Source organism: Isoptericola dokdonensis DS-3 (genome assembly GCF_001636295.1).
Taxonomy (GTDB): Bacteria; Actinomycetota; Actinomycetes; order Actinomycetales; family Cellulomonadaceae; genus Isoptericola; species Isoptericola dokdonensis.
This window is the reverse complement of sequence record NZ_CP014209.1, coordinates 807,057-822,596: the sequence shown is the minus strand read 5'-3', so window position 1 is coordinate 822,596 and position 15,540 is coordinate 807,057. Positions and strand designations below refer to the sequence as shown.

Annotated in this window: 16 protein-coding genes; 11 read left to right on the top strand and 5 right to left on the bottom strand. The window is 74.0% G+C overall.

The features are described 5' to 3' along the window. Positions 1–2: 2 nt before the first annotated feature. On the bottom strand, positions 3–779 hold the full coding sequence (locus I598_RS03920; RefSeq protein WP_068201447.1) for a fructosamine kinase family protein: 777 nt from the start codon (positions 777–779) through the stop codon (positions 3–5). A 7-nt stretch (positions 780–786) separates the two neighbouring features. Next, positions 787–993: a DUF5703 family protein gene (locus tag I598_RS03915; protein ID WP_068201445.1), complete on the bottom strand. Its 207-nt coding sequence runs from the start codon at positions 991–993 to the stop codon at positions 787–789. Between the two features lie 73 nt (positions 994–1,066). Here I598_RS03915 and I598_RS17565 point away from each other — a divergent pair, with 73 nt between their 5' ends. After that, complete coding sequence (locus I598_RS17565; RefSeq protein WP_068201443.1) at positions 1,067–1,372, top strand: primosomal protein; 306 nt, start codon at positions 1,067–1,069, stop codon at positions 1,370–1,372. Positions 1,373–1,418: 46 nt separating this feature from the next. On the opposite strand, the gene I598_RS03905 is transcribed toward I598_RS17565, so the two are convergent. Continuing rightward, positions 1,419–2,387, bottom strand: coding sequence for an aldo/keto reductase (locus I598_RS03905; protein ID WP_068201441.1), 969 nt, complete (start codon positions 2,385–2,387; stop codon positions 1,419–1,421). An 82-nt stretch (positions 2,388–2,469) separates the two neighbouring features. On the opposite strand from I598_RS03905, the gene uppP reads away from it, so the two are divergent. Continuing rightward, positions 2,470–3,342, top strand: a complete 873-nt coding sequence (uppP, locus tag I598_RS03900; protein WP_068201437.1) for an undecaprenyl-diphosphatase UppP — start codon at positions 2,470–2,472, stop codon at positions 3,340–3,342. 18 nt (positions 3,343–3,360) lie between these two features. Further along, a complete protein-coding gene (mshC, locus tag I598_RS03895) occupies positions 3,361–4,650 on the top strand; it encodes a cysteine--1-D-myo-inosityl 2-amino-2-deoxy-alpha-D-glucopyranoside ligase (protein WP_068201433.1) in 1,290 nt (429 codons plus the stop codon). Between the two features lie 7 nt (positions 4,651–4,657). Here mshC and I598_RS03890 read toward each other — a convergent pair whose 3' ends face one another. Next, positions 4,658–5,539, bottom strand: a complete 882-nt coding sequence (locus I598_RS03890; protein ID WP_068201432.1) for a PAC2 family protein — start codon at positions 5,537–5,539, stop codon at positions 4,658–4,660. Between the two features lie 70 nt (positions 5,540–5,609). Here I598_RS03890 and I598_RS03885 point away from each other — a divergent pair, with 70 nt between their 5' ends. The 4 genes from I598_RS03885 (at position 5,610) to arc (ending at position 10,296) form a co-directional block, all read left to right on the top strand. After that, a complete protein-coding gene (locus I598_RS03885; protein WP_068201431.1) occupies positions 5,610–6,296 on the top strand; it encodes an HAD family hydrolase in 687 nt (228 codons plus the stop codon). 58 nt (positions 6,297–6,354) lie between these two features. Next, entirely contained in the window at positions 6,355–7,482 is a 1,128-nt protein-coding gene (locus I598_RS03880) for a site-2 protease family protein (protein ID WP_068201429.1), read from the top strand. An 11-nt stretch (positions 7,483–7,493) separates the two neighbouring features. Next, positions 7,494–8,480: a tRNA (adenine-N1)-methyltransferase gene (locus I598_RS03875; RefSeq protein WP_068201427.1), complete on the top strand. Its 987-nt coding sequence runs from the start codon at positions 7,494–7,496 to the stop codon at positions 8,478–8,480. Between the two features lie 166 nt (positions 8,481–8,646). After that, entirely contained in the window at positions 8,647–10,296 is a 1,650-nt protein-coding gene (gene arc, locus I598_RS03870; RefSeq protein WP_068201425.1) for a proteasome ATPase, read from the top strand. Between the two features lie 32 nt (positions 10,297–10,328). On the opposite strand, the gene I598_RS03865 is transcribed toward arc, so the two are convergent. Continuing rightward, entirely contained in the window at positions 10,329–11,921 is a 1,593-nt protein-coding gene (locus tag I598_RS03865; RefSeq protein ID WP_068201424.1) for a SpoIIE family protein phosphatase, read from the bottom strand. A 146-nt stretch (positions 11,922–12,067) separates the two neighbouring features. On the opposite strand from I598_RS03865, the gene dop reads away from it, so the two are divergent. The 4 genes from dop to prcA all read left to right on the top strand — a co-directional run bounded on the left by dop (position 12,068) and on the right by prcA (position 15,535). After that, entirely contained in the window at positions 12,068–13,681 is a 1,614-nt protein-coding gene (dop, locus tag I598_RS03860; protein WP_068201423.1) for a depupylase/deamidase Dop, read from the top strand. A gap of 76 nt (positions 13,682–13,757) precedes the next feature. Continuing rightward, on the top strand, positions 13,758–13,958 hold the full coding sequence (locus tag I598_RS17560; RefSeq protein ID WP_068201421.1) for a ubiquitin-like protein Pup: 201 nt from the start codon (positions 13,758–13,760) through the stop codon (positions 13,956–13,958). Further along, positions 13,959–14,816, top strand: a complete 858-nt coding sequence (gene prcB, locus I598_RS03850; RefSeq protein WP_068201419.1) for a proteasome subunit beta — start codon at positions 13,959–13,961, stop codon at positions 14,814–14,816. Continuing rightward, positions 14,813–15,535, top strand: a complete 723-nt coding sequence (gene prcA, locus I598_RS03845; protein ID WP_068201417.1) for a proteasome subunit alpha — start codon at positions 14,813–14,815, stop codon at positions 15,533–15,535. The genes prcB and prcA overlap by 4 nt, the downstream gene beginning before the upstream one ends. Positions 15,536–15,540 lie beyond the last annotated feature (5 nt).

The window sequence follows — 15,540 nt, the reverse complement described above, 5'->3', positions numbered from 1 at the left end:
GGTCAGCGCGCGCCCAGCCGCGCCACGAGGTCGCGGGTGCGGTCCACGTACCCGCCGCCGAACAGCACGGCGTGCACCGCCAGCGGGTAGAGCTGGTGCAGGCCCACCCGCTCGCGCCACCCCGGCGCCAGCGGGTGGGCCTCGTCGTACGCGGCCAGGACGACGTCGAGGTGCGGTGCGCCGAACAGGGCGAGCATCGCCAGGTCCGTCTCGCGGTGCCCCCCGTGCGCGGCCGGGTCGATCAGCACGGCCTCGCCGCCGTCGCCGCCCCGCACCCACAGCACGTTGCCCGACCACAGGTCGCCGTGCAGCCGCGCCGGCGGCTCGGCGGGCCCGGCGAGCCGCGGCAGCACCGCGCACACGGTCTCGAACGCCTCCGCGTCGGCCCGGTCGAGGACGCCCCGCGCGCGGCCCTGCGCCACGACGGGTCGCAGCCGTGCCTCGGCGTAGAAGGTCGGCCAGTCGGTCCAGGAGCCGTGCTCCATGGGCAACGGGTCGTCCAGGGGGCCGAAGAACCCGGCGGTCGCGTCCGGGGGGAGCGCCCCGAACGCCGACGCCCCGGCGTCGTGCAGGGCGGCGAGGGCGCGGCCGAACGCACGGGCGGCCGTCGGCGTCGGCGTGGCCGGGTCGAGGCGCTCCAGGTCGAGGTGACCCGGACCGACGTCGAGCACCCGGGCGACCCGGGGACCGCCGTCGACGTCCAACCAGCGCAGCCCGGCCGCCTCCGTCGCGAAGAACCCCGCCGGTGCGTCGTGCCGGGACTTGCGGTACGCGCCCACGGGTCGGTCAGAGCGTGGACGCGGCCCGGATCACCTTGCGGCGCAACCAGACCTTGCGGTGCCCGCCGACGTAGAGCCGCGTGCGGGCCAGCTCCCACCGGCCGTACTCGGCCTCCTCGGTGAGCATCCTGCGAGCGTCCGGGACGGACACGTCCCGGTCGATCGTCACGACGCGGTACTCGTAGTGCCCGTGCCTGCGCCAGCTCGATGCCATCCGTCGCCTCCCGGACAGGTCGTCCTCCGTCTTCGTCTGCCCATTGTGCCCCCGCTACGGCTAACGTCAGAGCATGACCGCTGATCCGCGTGCCGCGTTGGACCGCTTCGTCGCCGCACTCGAGGGCCACCTCCACGCCGTGGAGACCCGACGAGCCGAGGACGACCCCGCCGTCGACGACGCCTACGAGGTGCTCGCCGACGCGTTCGAGGTGTACGAGGACGCCCTCGCCCAGGTGTACACGGAGGTGACGCCGTTCTACCTCGACGACGGGGAGGACGACGACGAGGACGACGAGGACGATGACGACGATGACGACGAGGACGACGAGGACGACGACGGGGACCCGTTGGACGCCGTCGACGCCGGCGCCCGCTGAGGCCGCCGCGGACGGCCGTCCCGTCGACGCCGGGTGACGACGCGGGCTACCAGCGTTCGGGGTAGCCGACCTCGATCGCGGAGACGTCGTCGAGCGCGCCGCGCACCTCCTGCGGCAGGACGAGGTCGAGCGCGCCGAGCGTGCCCTTGAGCTGGGCGGGGGTGCGGGCGCCCACGACCGCCGCCGCGACCGCAGGACGGTCGAGCAGCCAGGCGAGCGCCACCTCCAGCGGGGCTCTCCCGAGGCCGTCGGCGGCCGTCGCGACGGCCTCCACGACGGCCGCGCAGGCGGCGTCCTCCAGGTACTGCGCGACGAACCCGGCCAGATGGTCCGAGGCCGCGCGGGACGTCGCCGGCACCGACCGGCGGTACTTGCCCGTCAGCACGCCCCGTCCGAGGGGCGACCAGGCCAGCACGCCCAGGCCGAGGGCGGCGGCGGCGGGCGCGATCTCACGTTCCAGGCCGCGCTGCAGCAGCGAGTACTCCAGCTCGAGGGCGGCGAGCCCGACGCCGTCGTCGGCGAGCAGCGTCGCGGCGCGCGCCGACGCCCACGCCGGGTGGTTCGACAGGCCGACGTAGCGGGCGCGCCCGCTGGTGACGGCCAGCCGCAGCGCCGAGACGGTCTCCTCCAGCGGGGTGACGGGATCGGGGCACGCCACGAGGAACAGGTCGACGTGGTCGGTGCCGAGGCGGCGCAGGGACGCGTCGAGCTCGCCGAGCAGACCGCCCCGCGAGGCGTCGCGGCGCGCTCCCTGCGCCCCCTGCCGCACCCCCGCCTTGGTGACGATCACCACGTCCTCGCGCTCCACCGTCCCGGCGAGCAGGCCGCCGAGGATCCGCTCGGCGTCGCCGTCCGCGTACGACGCGGCCGTGTCGACGAGGTCGCCGCCCGCGTCGAGGAAGGTCCGCAGCACGTCGCCGGCGTCCACCTCGTCCGTGTCGCGGCCCCAGGTCATCGTGCCGAGGCCGAGCGCGGAGACCCGAAGGCCCGAGGTGCCCACCTGCCGTCGTTCCATGCGGCGGAGCCTACCGGCGCACCGGGCGCGCCGGTCCGGTCCCGCGCCGTGCACGGCCAGGTCACCGGTAGGGTTGCCGCTCGTGAGTCCCCTGGAAGCGATCCTCCTCGGCCTGGTGCAGGGCCTCACCGAGTTCCTGCCCATCTCCTCCAGCGCGCACCTGCGCATCGTCGGGGAGCTGATCGGCGGCGCCGACCCGGGCGCGCTGTTCACGGCGGTGTCGCAGATCGGCACCGAGACGGCCGTCCTGCTGTACTACCGCCGCACCATCCGCGCCGTCTGCGTGGGCTGGTGGACCTCCTTGCGGGGGGACCACGGCTCCGACTGGCGGTCGCGGATGGGCGCTCACGACTCCGACGCCCGGATGGCCTGGTACATCACGCTCGGTTCCGTGCCGATCGTGGTCCTCGGCCTGCTGTTCCAGGACGCCATCGAGACGTCCCTGCGCAACCTGTGGATCACCGTCGTCATGCTGGTGGTCTTCGCCGTCCTGCTGGACGTCGCCGACCGGTTCGGCGCCCGGGAGCGCCAGATCGAGGAGCTCACGCCGAAGCGCGCCATCGGCTTCGGTCTCGCGCAGTCCCTCGCCCTGGTGCCCGGCGTGTCCCGCTCCGGCGGCACCATCACCGCCGGCCTGGCGATGGGCTTCACCCGCAAGGCGGCGGCCGACTACTCGTTCCTGCTCGCCGTCCCGGCGGTGCTCGGGTCCGGCTTCTACCAGATCGCCAAGGCCGCCGCGGGGGACGCGGCGCCGGGGTCCGCGGACGCCGTCGACATCGTGCTGGCGACCCTGGTGGCGTTCGCCGTCGGCTACGTCGTCCTCATCGGCTTCCTCAAGATCATCTCGACGTACTCCTACCGGCCGTTCGTCTACTACCGGTACGGGCTCGCGGCCGTCGTGGTGGTGCTGCTGCTCACCGGCGTGCTGGAGGCGGACTCCGGGGCGCACGTCTGACGCCGGTACCCTGAGGCCGTGCGTTCCTGGCCCCTCCCGCAGATCCCCGAGCTCCCCGCCCCCGTCGACGGGCGCCGTCCCGTCGTGCGGGTGCACGACACCACGACGGGAGAGCTGGTCGACCCGGCCCCGGGGGACACGGCGCGCAGCTACGTGTGCGGCATCACCCCGTACGACGCCACCCACCTCGGTCACGCCGCGACCTACGTCGCGTTCGACCTGCTGCACCGGGCGTGGACCGACGCCGGCAAGACGGTCGTCTACTGCTCCAACGTCACCGACGTCGACGACCCGCTGCTGGAGCGCGCCGAGGCGACCGGCGTCGACTGGCGCGACCTCGCCCGCGACCAGATCGCGCTGTACTGCGAGGACATGACGGCCCTCGGCGTGATCCCGCCGCAGCCGTGGACGGGCGTCGTCGAGCACGTCGACGCCATCGCCGCCGCCGTGGCGCAGATGCTGGCCGACGGCACCGCCTACCGGGTCCCGGTGGAGCCCGGCGCGGGCGGGGCGGACCCGGGCCTCGGCGACGTGTACGCCGACCTCTCGGCCGACCCGGCGTTCGGCACCGTGTCCGGGTACGACGACGCGACGATGGCCACGCTGTTCGCCGAGCGCGGCGGCGACCCGGACCGCGAGGGGAAGAAGAACGCGCTCGACCCGCTGCTGTGGCGGCGCGAGCGTCCCGGCGAGCCCGCCTGGGAGGCGGGCGTGCTCGGCACGGGCCGCCCGGGCTGGCACGTCGAGTGCTCCGTCATCGCCCGCGACGGTCTCGGCCTGCCGTTCGACGTCCAGGGCGGGGGAGCCGACCTCGTCTTCCCGCACCACGAGATGTCCGTCTCGCACGGCCGCGTGCTCGCGGGCCCGCACAGCGCACCGCGCGTCCACGCGCACGCCGCGCTCGTGTCCTACGAGGGCCACAAGATGAGCAAGTCGCGCGGCAACCTGGTGCTCGTGTCGAGGCTGCGCGCGCAGGGCGTCGACCCCATGGCCGTGCGTCTCGGCGTGCTGGCCCACCACTACCGCTGCGAGTGGGAGTGGACCGACGCCGTGCTCGACGCCGGCGTCGCCCGCCTGGAGCGCTGGCGCGCCGCGGTCTCCGGCAACGGCGGCCCGTCCGCCACCGCGCTGCTGGCCGACCTGCGCGCCGCGCTCGCCGACGACCTCGACGCGCCCCGCGCGCTGGCCGCCGTCGACGCCTGGGCGGAACGCTCCCTGGCTCCGGGCCGGGACACCTCCGGCGACGACGAGGGCGCTCCCGGGATCGTCTCCCGCGCCGTCAACACGCTGCTCGGCGTCCGCCTCTGAGCCTGGTTCAGAGCTCCGGCGGACCCGACCGCTTGTCGGTCCCGGCGCCGGGGTCGCGCCGGCGCAGGTAGCGCTCGAACTCGCGGGCGATCGCCTCGCCGGACGCCTCGGGCAGCTCGACGGCGTCCTTCGCCTCCTCCAGCTGCGAGACGTACTCGGCGATCTCCGCGTCCTCGCCCGCGAGCTCGTCCACGCCCGCCTGCCACGCCTCGGCGTCCTCGGGCAGGTCGCCCAGCGGCACGGGAGCGGCCAGCAGCTCCTCGACGCGCGTCAGGATCGCCAGCGTCGCCTTGGGCGAGGGCGGGTTCGCCACGTAGTGCGGCACAGCGGCCCACAGCGACACCGACTGGAAGTCGCGCGCCGTCGCCTCGTGCTGGAGGACCCCGACGATGCCGGTCGGCCCCTCGTAGGTGCTCGGCTCGACGTCGAGCAGCGCCTGCAGGCCGTCGCTCTCGGTCGTGGCGGACATCGGGATCGGGCGCGTGTGGGGGACGTCCGCGAGCAGCGCGCCGAGCGTCACCACGGTGCGCACGTCCAGCTCCTCGGCCGTGTCGAGGATCTCCTGGCAGAACGCCCGCCAGCGGAACGACGGCTCGATGCCGTGCACCAGCACCACCCGTCGCTCGGGCAGCTCCGCCACCGCGATCGTCGTCGTCGGCCACGCGATGATCCGCCGGCCGTCCGGCCCCGGACCGACCATCGGCCGGTTCACCTGGAAGTCGTGGAAGTCCTCGGGGTCCAGCTCGGTGTGCAGCGACGCGCCCCACACCTCCGTGAGGTGCTCGATCGCGGACGAGGCGGCACCCCCGGCGTCGTTCCAGCCCTCGAACGCGGCGATCATGACGGTCTGACGTGCGGCATGGCGGCCGGCCGGCTGCTCCGTGCTCATCTGGTCACCCTATACAGCGGGTGCCCACCCGTCGTCGGACGCGCGGCGCGGCGCTTCCTACGATGGGGGCATGACCTCCGACGCCACCACGCCCCTGCCCGCCGCCGTCCTGTGGGACATGGACGGCACCCTCGTGGACACCGAGCCCTACTGGATCCGGGCCGAGCACGAGCTCGTCGCCGCGCACGGCGGGTCCTGGTCGCACGAGCAGGCGCTCGAGCTCGTCGGCAACCCGCTGACGGTGTCCGCCGAGCTGCTCCAGGCCGCCGGAGTCGACCTGCCCGTCGCGGGGATCGTCGACCACCTCCTCGGCAAGGTGCGCCACCAGGTCGACGCCGAGGTGCCGTGGCGCCCGGGTGCCCGGGAGCTGCTCGCCGCGCTCGGGGCCGCGGGCGTCCCCTGCGCGCTGGTCACCATGAGCTACTCCGTGCTGGCCGACGCCGTGGTCGCGCACGTGCCCGGCGCGTTCACCACGCTCGTCACCGGGGACCAGGTCTCCCGCGGCAAGCCCGACCCCGAGCCCTATCTCGTCGCCGCGGCCCGCCTCGGCGTCGCCGTGGGGGAGTGCGTCGCCATCGAGGACTCGCCCACCGGCATCACCTCGGCGCTGGCCGCCGGGACCCGCACCCTCGGGGTGGAGGCCGTGCTGCCCGTCGAGCCGCGCCCCGGCCTCAGCCGGGCCAAGAGCCTCGTGGACGTCGACCTCGACGTCGTGCGGCGCATCGCCGGCGGCGAGGTCGTCGACCTCCTCTCCTGAGCCGCGCCGGGGTGCGGCGAGAGGTGGGGCCGGGCGCCCGCCCGGCTAGCCTGGGCGGGTGCCTCCCCGTTCCCCCGGCTGGACCGTCGGCCGCATCGTCGGCGCCCCGGTGATCATCACCCGCTCCTGGGTCATCGCCGTCGTGGTCCTCACCGTCCTGTTCGCCCCGAACTTGCGTGCCGTCGCCCCGCGCATGGACCTCGTCGGCGTCGCCGTGGTGTCGTTCTCGTTCGTCGTCCTGCTGTCCGGCTCCGTGTTCTGCCACGAGGCCGCCCACGCGCTCGCCGCGCACGCCCGCGGCCGTCGCGTCGACGAGGTGGCGCTCACCCTCTGGGGCGGGCACACCGCCTACTCCGGCACCGAGCGTCCAGGAGACAACGCCCTGGTCGCGATCGTCGGCCCGCTGACCAACCTGGCGCTCGCGGCGGTCTTCTGGGGGGCGTTCCAGGCCCAGTCGTCGTTGGACGTGCCCGCGCTGCTCCTCTACGCGGGGGCGTTCTCCAACGCGTTCGTCGGGGTGTTCAACCTGCTGCCCGGTCTGCCGCTCGACGGCGGGCAGGTGCTGTCGTCGGCGGTGTGGGCCGCCACCGGGTCCCGTTCGAAGGGTGACCTGGTCGCGGGCTGGGCCGGGCGCGTCGTGGGCGTCGGCGTCGTCGCGGTGGCGCTGCTGTGGCCGCTCACGCAGGGCCGCCAGGCCGACGTGGTCACCGTGATGTGTGCGGCGCTCATCGGCGCGTTCCTCTGGTCCGGGGCCTCCGCCGCGATGCGCAACGGGCAGCGCCGCGACGTCGTCGACCGGATCACCGTGGCCTCGCTCATGACCCCCGCCGTCGTGCTCCCCAGCGGCGCTGCGGTCGTGGACGCCGGTCGGGCCGCGGCCGGGCGCGGCGAGGTCTCCGTCGTCGTGGTCGCCGACGACGGCGCGCCCTCCGGGTGGGTCGACCCGCGCGCCGCGGCCCAGGTCCCGGCCGGGCAGGCCGAGACCGTCGGGATCGAGTCCGTCCTCGTGCCGTTCGGCACCGCGGTTCCCGTCGACGTCGGCGCGAGCGGTGCCGACCTGCTCGACCACCTGGCCCGCACCTCGGGCGGCGTGCGCGTCGTACCCGTCGTCGCGGACGGCCGTGTCGTGGGCGTCCTCGACGTCGCCCGGGTCGCCGCGGCGGTGCGGCCCGACGCCCGCCCGTAGACTGGCCCACCGTGACTTCCTCTCCCGCCACCGGTGCTGACGAGCGGCGCGGCCCGCTGCGCGTCGGCGACAAGGTCCAGCTCACCGACCCCAAGGGTCGGATGCACACGATCACGCTGAACGAGCACGCGACCTTCCACACCCACAAGGGCTACTTCCGCCACGCCGACCTCATCGGCAAGCCCGAGGGGTGGGTCGTCACCAACACGGCCGGCATCGAGTACCTCGTGCTGCGGCCCCTGCTCAGCGACTTCGTGCTGTCGATGCCGCGCGGCGCCGCCGTGGTCTACCCCAAGGACGCGGGGCAGATCGTGCAGATGGCGGACATCTTCCCCGGCGCGCGCGTCGTCGAGGCGGGCGTCGGCTCCGGCGCCCTGACGATGTCGTTGCTGCGCGCCGTCGGCGACGCCGGCGAGCTGCACTCGATCGAGCGGCGTGAGGACTTCGCGGCCATCGCACGCGGCAACGTCGAGACGTTCTTCGGCGGCGAGCACCCGGCGTGGCGGCTGCACATCGGCGACCTCGCCGACCGGGTCGCCGACGTCGTGGAGCCCGGCACCGTGGACCGCGTCGTGCTGGACATGCTCGCGCCGTGGGAGAACGTCGACGCCGTCGCCGGAGCCCTCGCCCCCGGCGGCGTGCTCGTCTGCTACGTCGCCACCGCCACCCAGCTGTCCCGCACGGCGGAGGACCTGCGCGCCGACGGCCGGTTCTCCGAGCCGGTCGCGTGGGAGTCGATGGTCCGCGGCTGGCACCTCGAGGGTCTCGCCGTGCGCCCGCAGCACCGCATGATCGGGCACACCGGGTTCCTCGTCAGCGCCCGCCGTCTCGCCGACGGCGTGGTGCCGCCGGAGCGCAAGCGTCGGCCCGCCAAGGGGGCGCACCCCGGCCCGGCCGAGGAGTGGACCGAGGAGGACCTCGGCGAGCGCCCCGTGTCGGACAAGAAGATCCGCAAGGTGCGGCGCGAGGTCGGGCAGGCCCCCGAGCAGACCGCCTGAGGTCCCAGCAGGTTTCGGTGCGGTCACGGCGAGGTCCTGATCCTGTGAACGTCGTGACCGCACCGTGAAATGACGCACACGTCGTCGGTGTTGACCCGTAAGGTGCTGTGTCCGGGGACGTCTCCTCGTCGGAGGAGTCGACCCGGGCCGTACGAGAGGGGACGCGATGACCGACAACCCTGCCCGCCCGGACGCCGTGGTCACGCCCGCGGGGCGTGACGCCCAGCTGGCCCTGCTGGTCGCCAAGAACGAACGCCTCGCCGACGCCCTGCGCGCTGCCCGCGACCAGATCGTCGAGCTGAAGAAGCAGATCGACGACCTCGCCAAGCCTCCGGGCACGTACGCCACGTTCCTCGCCGCCCACGACGACGGGTCGGTCGACGTCATGTCGTCGGGCCGCAAGATGCACCTCCAGGCCAGCCCCAGCCTCGACCTGACCGGCGTGCGCGCGGGCCAGGAGGTCAAGCTCAACGAGGCGATGACGGTCGTGTCCGCCGGCGGCTTCGAGCGCACCGGCGAGCTCGTCACGGTCAAGGAGCTGCTCGGCGAGGACCGGGTCCTGGTCGTCGGCCGCGCCGACGAGGAGCGGGTCGTGCGGCTCGCGGGGTCGCTCGCCGGGGCGCCGCTGCGCGTCGGCGACTCGTTGACGGTCGACGTCCGCAGCGGTTTCGTGTTCGAGATCGTCCCGAAGTCCGAGGTCGAGGAGCTGGTCCTCGAAGAGGTCCCGGACATCGCGTACGAGGACATCGGCGGGCTCGGGCCGCAGATCGAGGCGATCCGGGACGCCGTCGAGCTGCCGTTCTCCCACCCGGACCTGTTCCGCGAGCACGGTCTGCGCCCGCCGAAGGGCGTGCTGCTGTACGGCCCGCCGGGATGCGGCAAGACGCTCATCGCCAAGGCGGTGGCGAGCTCCCTGTCCACCATGGTCTCGGCGGAGCGCGACGGCGAGCCGTCGGCCAAGAGCTACTTCCTCAACGTCAAGGGCCCCGAGCTGCTCAACAAGTACGTCGGCGAGACGGAGCGGCACATCCGGCTGATCTTCGCCCGGGCCCGCGAGAAGGCGTCCCAGGGCATGCCGGTCGTCGTGTTCTTCGACGAGATGGAGTCCCTGTTCCGCACCCGCGGCACCGGGCTGTCGTCCGACGTCGAGACGACGATCGTGCCGCAGCTCCTCGCGGAGATCGACGGCGTGGAGCGGCTCGACAACGTCATCGTCATCGGCGCCTCCAACCGCGAGGACATGATCGACCCGGCGATCCTGCGCCCCGGCCGCCTCGACGTGAAGATCAAGATCGAGCGGCCGGACGCCGAGGGCGCGAAGGAGATCTTCGCGAAGTACCTCACCACCGACCTGCCGATCAACGCCGACGACCTCACGGTGCACGGCGGCGACCGAGGTCTCGCCGTGGACGCGATGATCCGTTCGGTCGTCGAGCGCATGTACGCCGAGGACGAGGACAACCAGTTCCTCGAGGTCACCTACGCCAGCGGCGACAAGGAGACCCTGTACTTCAAGGACTTCAACTCCGGCGCGATGATCCAGAACGTCGTCGACCGGGCGAAGAAGTCCGCGATCAAGGACCTCCTCGCCACGGGCAACCGCGGCATCCGCGTCGAGCACCTGCTGTCGGCGTGCGTCGACGAGTTCCACGAGAACGAGGACCTGCCCAACACCACGAACCCCGACGACTGGGCGCGGATCAGCGGCAAGAAGGGCGAGCGCATCGTCTTCATCCGCACGATCTTCCAGAAGAAGGGCGAGCAGGGCGCACCTCGCACCATCGACACGGTGAGCTCGACCGGTCAGTACCTCTGACGGGCGAACGTCGTCGACCGCGTCGGCCGACGTCAGTCGGCGCGGTAGACGACGATCGCGACGTCGTCGCGAGCCCCGGTGGGCAGCATCCCGCCGAGCAGATGGTCGGGGAGGTCGGCGAGCACCTCGCCCCGGCACGCCTCGCGGGCGACGTCGACGAGGCGGTCGAGGCCGGTGCGGAGGTGCTCGCCGCGACGTTCGACGAGGCCGTCGGTGTACAGCACGACGGTGTCGCCCCGGGACAGCCTGGTGGTCCGTTCGGGCCGGGGGCCGCGGTGCAGGGTGAGCGGCGTGCCCTGCGCGTCCTCGAGCCACGCCGACCGCTCGCAGCCGTCGTGGACGACCAGTCCCGGCAGGTGGCCGGCGCTCGAGTAGGTGAGGGTCCCGGCGGCCCGGTCGACGACCCCGCAGAACACGGTGGTGAACTCGGTGCCGGGCACGGTGCGGGCGAAGTCGTCGAGCAGCTCGAGCGTGCGGGCGGGCCCCGCCCCCGACAGCATGAGCGCACGCCCGGCGCTGCTGAGGCGGCCCATGCTGGTGGCGGCGTCGACGCCGTGGCCGACGCAGTCGCCGACCACCAGCCCGAACCGCCCGTCCGGCAGCTCGACGACGTCGAACCAGTCCCCGCCGACGAAGAGGGTGTCGTCCGCCGGCCGGTAGCGGGTCTCCCAGCGCGACGACGGCGGCGTGTCCGGCACCATGGCGTGCTGCAGGGCGTCGCTGACGGTCCGCATGCGGGCGATCCGGCGGCGGTGCGCGGCGCCCTCGGCGAGTGCGGTGCCGATCGTGGCGGCCACCAGCTCGAGGAAGCCCCGGTGGGCCGCGTCGAGGGGGCGGTGCGGGTTGCCGCGGAGCAGCAGCACCTCGGCGGGGCCGTCCGGTCGGCCGTCGCCCACGGGGGTGGCCAGCAGGTGGTCGTGCCAGACGGCCCGGCCCGTGCGGTGGACCCGGGCGAGCAGCGTGGTCGCCGCGTCCGGTGCGGGCCCGATGGTCGCGACGGGGTCGTCGCCGCGGTAGAGGTGGGCGGCGGTGATGTCCTGGTTGCCGCCCAGGACCTCCGTGACGATGCGGGCCGTGTCGTCGACCTGGTCGCGGTGCCCCTGCAGGGCGGTCGCGAGCCTGCCCAGCAGGGCGAGCCGACGCCGGTCCACCACCTGGTCGGTCGTCTCGGTCGCGATGTCCAGCACGCCGCGGACGACGGCGTCCTCGTCGCGCAGCGGGCTGTACGAGAAGGTGAAGCGGGTCTCCTCGGTGTAGCCGGAGCGTTGCATCCACAGCAGCAGGTCGACGTCCCACGTCGGGGTGCCCGTGGCCAGGACCTCGGTGAACAGCGGGCCGATGTCGGCCCAGACGTGCCCCCACAGCTCGGCCGCCGACGCGCCCATCGCCTGGGGGTGGAGGTCGGTGCCGAGCATCTCGCGGTAGCCGTCGTTGTAGATCATCGTGAGCTCGGGTCCCCAGGTGACCAGCACGGCGAACCGGGTGCTGAAGCACAGCTCGACGGCGCTGCGCAGGGCGGGCGCCCAGGTCGACGGGTCGCCGAGGGGAGTGCGCGACCAGTCGACCCCTCGCGCGAGGTCTGCGCACTCGCCGCCGCGGACGGCGGACTCGAACCAGTCGGACACGGGAGAATCCTAAGTCGCCGTTGACTCGTGTCGCTCCCCGGCGCCCGGAGCCGCCTCGCGCACGGCGCGCGCGGTGCCGCCCGCGGACGACCCGGCAGCACCCGGACCAGGGCGCATAGGGTGGCGTCGTGACCGTGCGACGCGTGATGGGCATCGAGACCGAGTACGGGGTGCTGTCCCCGGGGCGCCCGATGGCCAACCCGATGCTCATGAGCTCCCAGGTCGTGACGACCTACCGTGCGAGCGTGCAGGGGGGGCGCCCCGGCCACCCGCCGGCACGCTGGGACTACGACGACGAGGACCCTCTCGCCGACGCCCGCGGGTTCCACCTGCAGCGGGCCTCCGCGCACCCGTCGCTGCTCACCGACGACCCGGACGCCCCCGCGCCGTCCGGCCCGACGGCGTCGGACGGCCCGACCCAGACGGTGGAGCGTCCCACCACCGAGGAGTACGACGACCCGAGCGCGGCGAACTGCATCCTCACCAACGGGGCGCGACTGTACGTGGACCACGCGCACCCGGAGTACTCGTCGCCCGAGGTGACGAACCCGCGGGACGCGGTGGTGTGGGACGTGGCCGGCGAACGGGTGATGCTCGCCGCCAGCCGGCGCCTCGCGCAGGTGCCGGACGCCGAGGTGGTGCTCTACAAGAACAACGTGGACGGCAAGGGCGCCAGCTACGGCACGCACGAGAACTTCCTCGTCGACCGGCGGCTGTCCTTCGGCACCCTGGTCGACGTCCTCACGCCGTTCCTCGTGACCCGCCAGGTGTTCACCGGGTCGGGCCGGGTGGGGCTCGGCGCGACGGGGGACGAGGCGGGGTTCCAGCTCTCCCAGCGCGCCGACTACATGGAGGCCGAGGTGGGCCTGGAGACCACGCTGCGGCGCCCCATCGTCAACACCCGTGACGAGCCGCACGCGGACCGCGCGCGCTGGCGCCGGCTGCACCTCATCATCGGCGACGCGAACCACCTGGAGGTCGCCACCTTCCTCAAGCTGGGCACCACGTCGCTGGTCCTGTGGGTGGCCGAGCACCTCGACGAGCTCGCCGAGGCGGGGGTGCCCGCGGCCGCCGAGCTCGCGGCGCTGCGCCTGGCCGACCCGGTGGGCGACGTCCGCCGGGTGTCGCGCGACCTCGGGCTGCGCCGCCCGCTGGACCTCGCCGACGGCGGCACCGCCACGGCGCTGGAGGTCCAGGCCGCGTACGCCGACATCGTGGGGCGGGCGCTGGCCGCGCTCGGCACCGACGACGACTCGGTGGAGGTCCTGCAGCGCTGGCGCTCGGTGCTGGACCGTCTCGCCGTCGACCCGGGTGCCTGCGCGCGGGAGGTCGAGTGGGTCGCGAAGCTGCGGCTGCTGGAGCGCATGCGCACGCGCGACGGCCTGGCGTGGGACCACCCGCGCCTGCGGGCGCTGGACCTGCAGTGGTCGGACGTGCGCCCCGAGCGCGGCGTCTACCACCGGCTGCTGACGGCGGGTGCAGTCGAGCGGCTGGTGTCGGAGGACGACGTCGCGCACGCCGTGCACCACCCGCCCACCGACACGCGCGCGTGGTTCCGCGGCGAGGTGATGGAGCGGTACGCCGACGAGGTGTCGGCCGCCAGCTGGGACTCGGTCATCTTCGACGTGCCCGGGACGGCGTCCCTGCAGCGCGTGCCGATGCCCGACCCCCTGCGCGGCACCCGGGCGCACATCGGCCCCCTGCTGGACGCGAGCCCGGACGCGGCCGCCCTGCTGGCGGGTCTGCGCGGCGACACGTGAGCCGGGTGCGCCAACCGGTGCCCGATCGGCATAGGCTGACCACACCCGTACGGGGTACGACGAAGGAGGCGGAACCATGGCCGGTCAGGAACGGATCTCGGGACAGCACGACGACCGCACGCCCGACGACGACGCCCAGGACCCGCCGCCCGCGGCGGCCCCCCAGACCTCGGAGCGCGACGCCGAGGTGGACTCCCTGCTCGAGGAGATCGACGAGGTGCTGGAGTCGAACGCCGAGTCGTTCGTGCGCGGCTTCGTCCAGAAGGGCGGTCAGTGAGTGACGACTGCCGCTGAGGCCGCCGGCCGCCTGCCCGACGCGTTCCTGCGGCCGGGGTCGAGCTCGTTCGTGGAGTTCCTCGCGGACCACGCGCCCGACCTCCTCCCGGGTCGCCGCCCGACGCCGGGCGGGGCGCCGGGCGCAGACCTCGCCCCCCACGCGACCACCATCGTGGCGCTGACGTTCGGCGGGCCGGGGGCGCCGCGCGGCGTCGTCCTGGCGGGCGACCGGCGCGCCACGATGGGTCACCTCATCGCGAGCCGCGAGATCGAGAAGGTCTTCCCGGCGGACGAGTTCTCGGCCGTGGGCATCGCTGGCTCGGCGGGGATCGCCGTGGAGATGGTGCGCCTGTTCCAGCTCGAGCTGGAGCACTACGAGAAGATCGAGGGCTCCCTGCTGTCGCTCGACGGCAAGGCGAACCGGCTGTCGACCATGATCCGCGGGAACCTGCCGCTGGCCATGCAGGGCCTGGCCGTCGTGCCGCTCTTCGCCGGCTACGACCTGGACCGCGGCACCGGCCGGCTGTTCAGCTTCGACGTCACCGGCGGTCGCTACGAGGAGCACGACCACCACTCGGTGGGATCGGGCTCGGTGTTCGCGCGCGGCGCGCTGAAGAAGCTGTGGCGCCCCGGCCTGGACGCCGCGGACGCCGTGGCCGTGGCCGTGGAGGCGCTCTACGACGCCGCCGACGACGACAGCGCCACCGGGGGGCCGGACACCGTCCGGCGCATCTGGCCCGTCGTGGCCACGGTGGACGTGGAGGGCTACCAGCGGGTGGCCGACGACGACCTGGCCGTGGTCGTGGAACGGATCGTCGCGGACCGTCGCGGCGGGGACGCGGGAGGGGTGCGCGCATGAGCATGCCGTTCTACGTCTCGCCCGAGCAGCTGATGAAGGACCGGGCGGACTTCGCCCGCAAGGGCATCGCCCGCGGCCGGTCCGTCGTCGTCCTGGCCCACGACGACGGCATCGCGTTCGCGACGGAGAACCCGTCCCGGGCGCTGCACAAGATCTCGGAGATCTACGACCGCATCGCGTTCGCCGCCGTGGGCAAGTACAACGAGTTCGAGAACCTGCGGGTGGCGGGCGTGCGCTACGCCGACCTGCGCGGGTACTCCTACGACCGAGCGGACGTCACGGCCCGCGGGCTGGCGAACGCGTACGCCCAGACCCTCGGCACGGTGTTCACCACCGAGTCGAAGCCGCTCGAGGTGGAGCTGGTGGTGGCCGAGGTGGGCGCCTCCCCGGCCGAGGACCAGGTGTACCGCCTGTCCTACGACGGGTCCGTGGCCGACGAGCACGGGTTCGTCGTCATGGGCGGGCAGGCCGAGCACCTCACCGCCCGGGTGCGGGACGGCTGGTCGGAGGGCATGGGCCTGGCGGAGGCGCTGCGGCTCGCGGTGCGCACGCTCGGCGCGGTGTCGGCGGACGGCACGGTCGTGCCCGCCGGCGAGGAGCGCGACATCCCGGCCGCCGGCCTGGAGGTCGCCGTGCTGGACCGGCGCCGCCCGCGGCGCGCGTTCCGGCGGCTCCAGGGCGAGGCGCTCGCGGGCCTGCTGGCCGGCGACGAGAACTGAGGGGG

Excerpts from the sequence above, each read along its gene's own strand:
- I598_RS03915 (WP_068201445.1), bottom strand. The coding sequence starts at position 993 with ATGGCATCGAGCTGGCGCAGGCACGGGCACTACGAGTACCGCGTCGTG.
- I598_RS17565 (WP_068201443.1), top strand. The coding sequence starts at position 1,067 with ATGACCGCTGATCCGCGTGCCGCGTTGGACCGCTTCGTCGCCGCACTC.
- I598_RS03905 (WP_068201441.1), bottom strand. The coding sequence starts at position 2,387 with ATGGAACGACGGCAGGTGGGCACCTCGGGCCTTCGGGTCTCCGCGCTC.
- I598_RS03890 (WP_068201432.1), bottom strand. The coding sequence starts at position 5,539 with ATGAGCACGGAGCAGCCGGCCGGCCGCCATGCCGCACGTCAGACCGTC.
- I598_RS03885 (WP_068201431.1), top strand. The coding sequence starts at position 5,610 with ATGACCTCCGACGCCACCACGCCCCTGCCCGCCGCCGTCCTGTGGGAC.
- arc (WP_068201425.1), top strand. The coding sequence starts at position 8,647 with ATGACCGACAACCCTGCCCGCCCGGACGCCGTGGTCACGCCCGCGGGG.
- dop (WP_068201423.1), top strand. The coding sequence starts at position 12,068 with ATGGGCATCGAGACCGAGTACGGGGTGCTGTCCCCGGGGCGCCCGATG.
- I598_RS17560 (WP_068201421.1), top strand. The coding sequence starts at position 13,758 with ATGGCCGGTCAGGAACGGATCTCGGGACAGCACGACGACCGCACGCCC.
- prcA (WP_068201417.1), top strand. The coding sequence starts at position 14,813 with ATGAGCATGCCGTTCTACGTCTCGCCCGAGCAGCTGATGAAGGACCGG.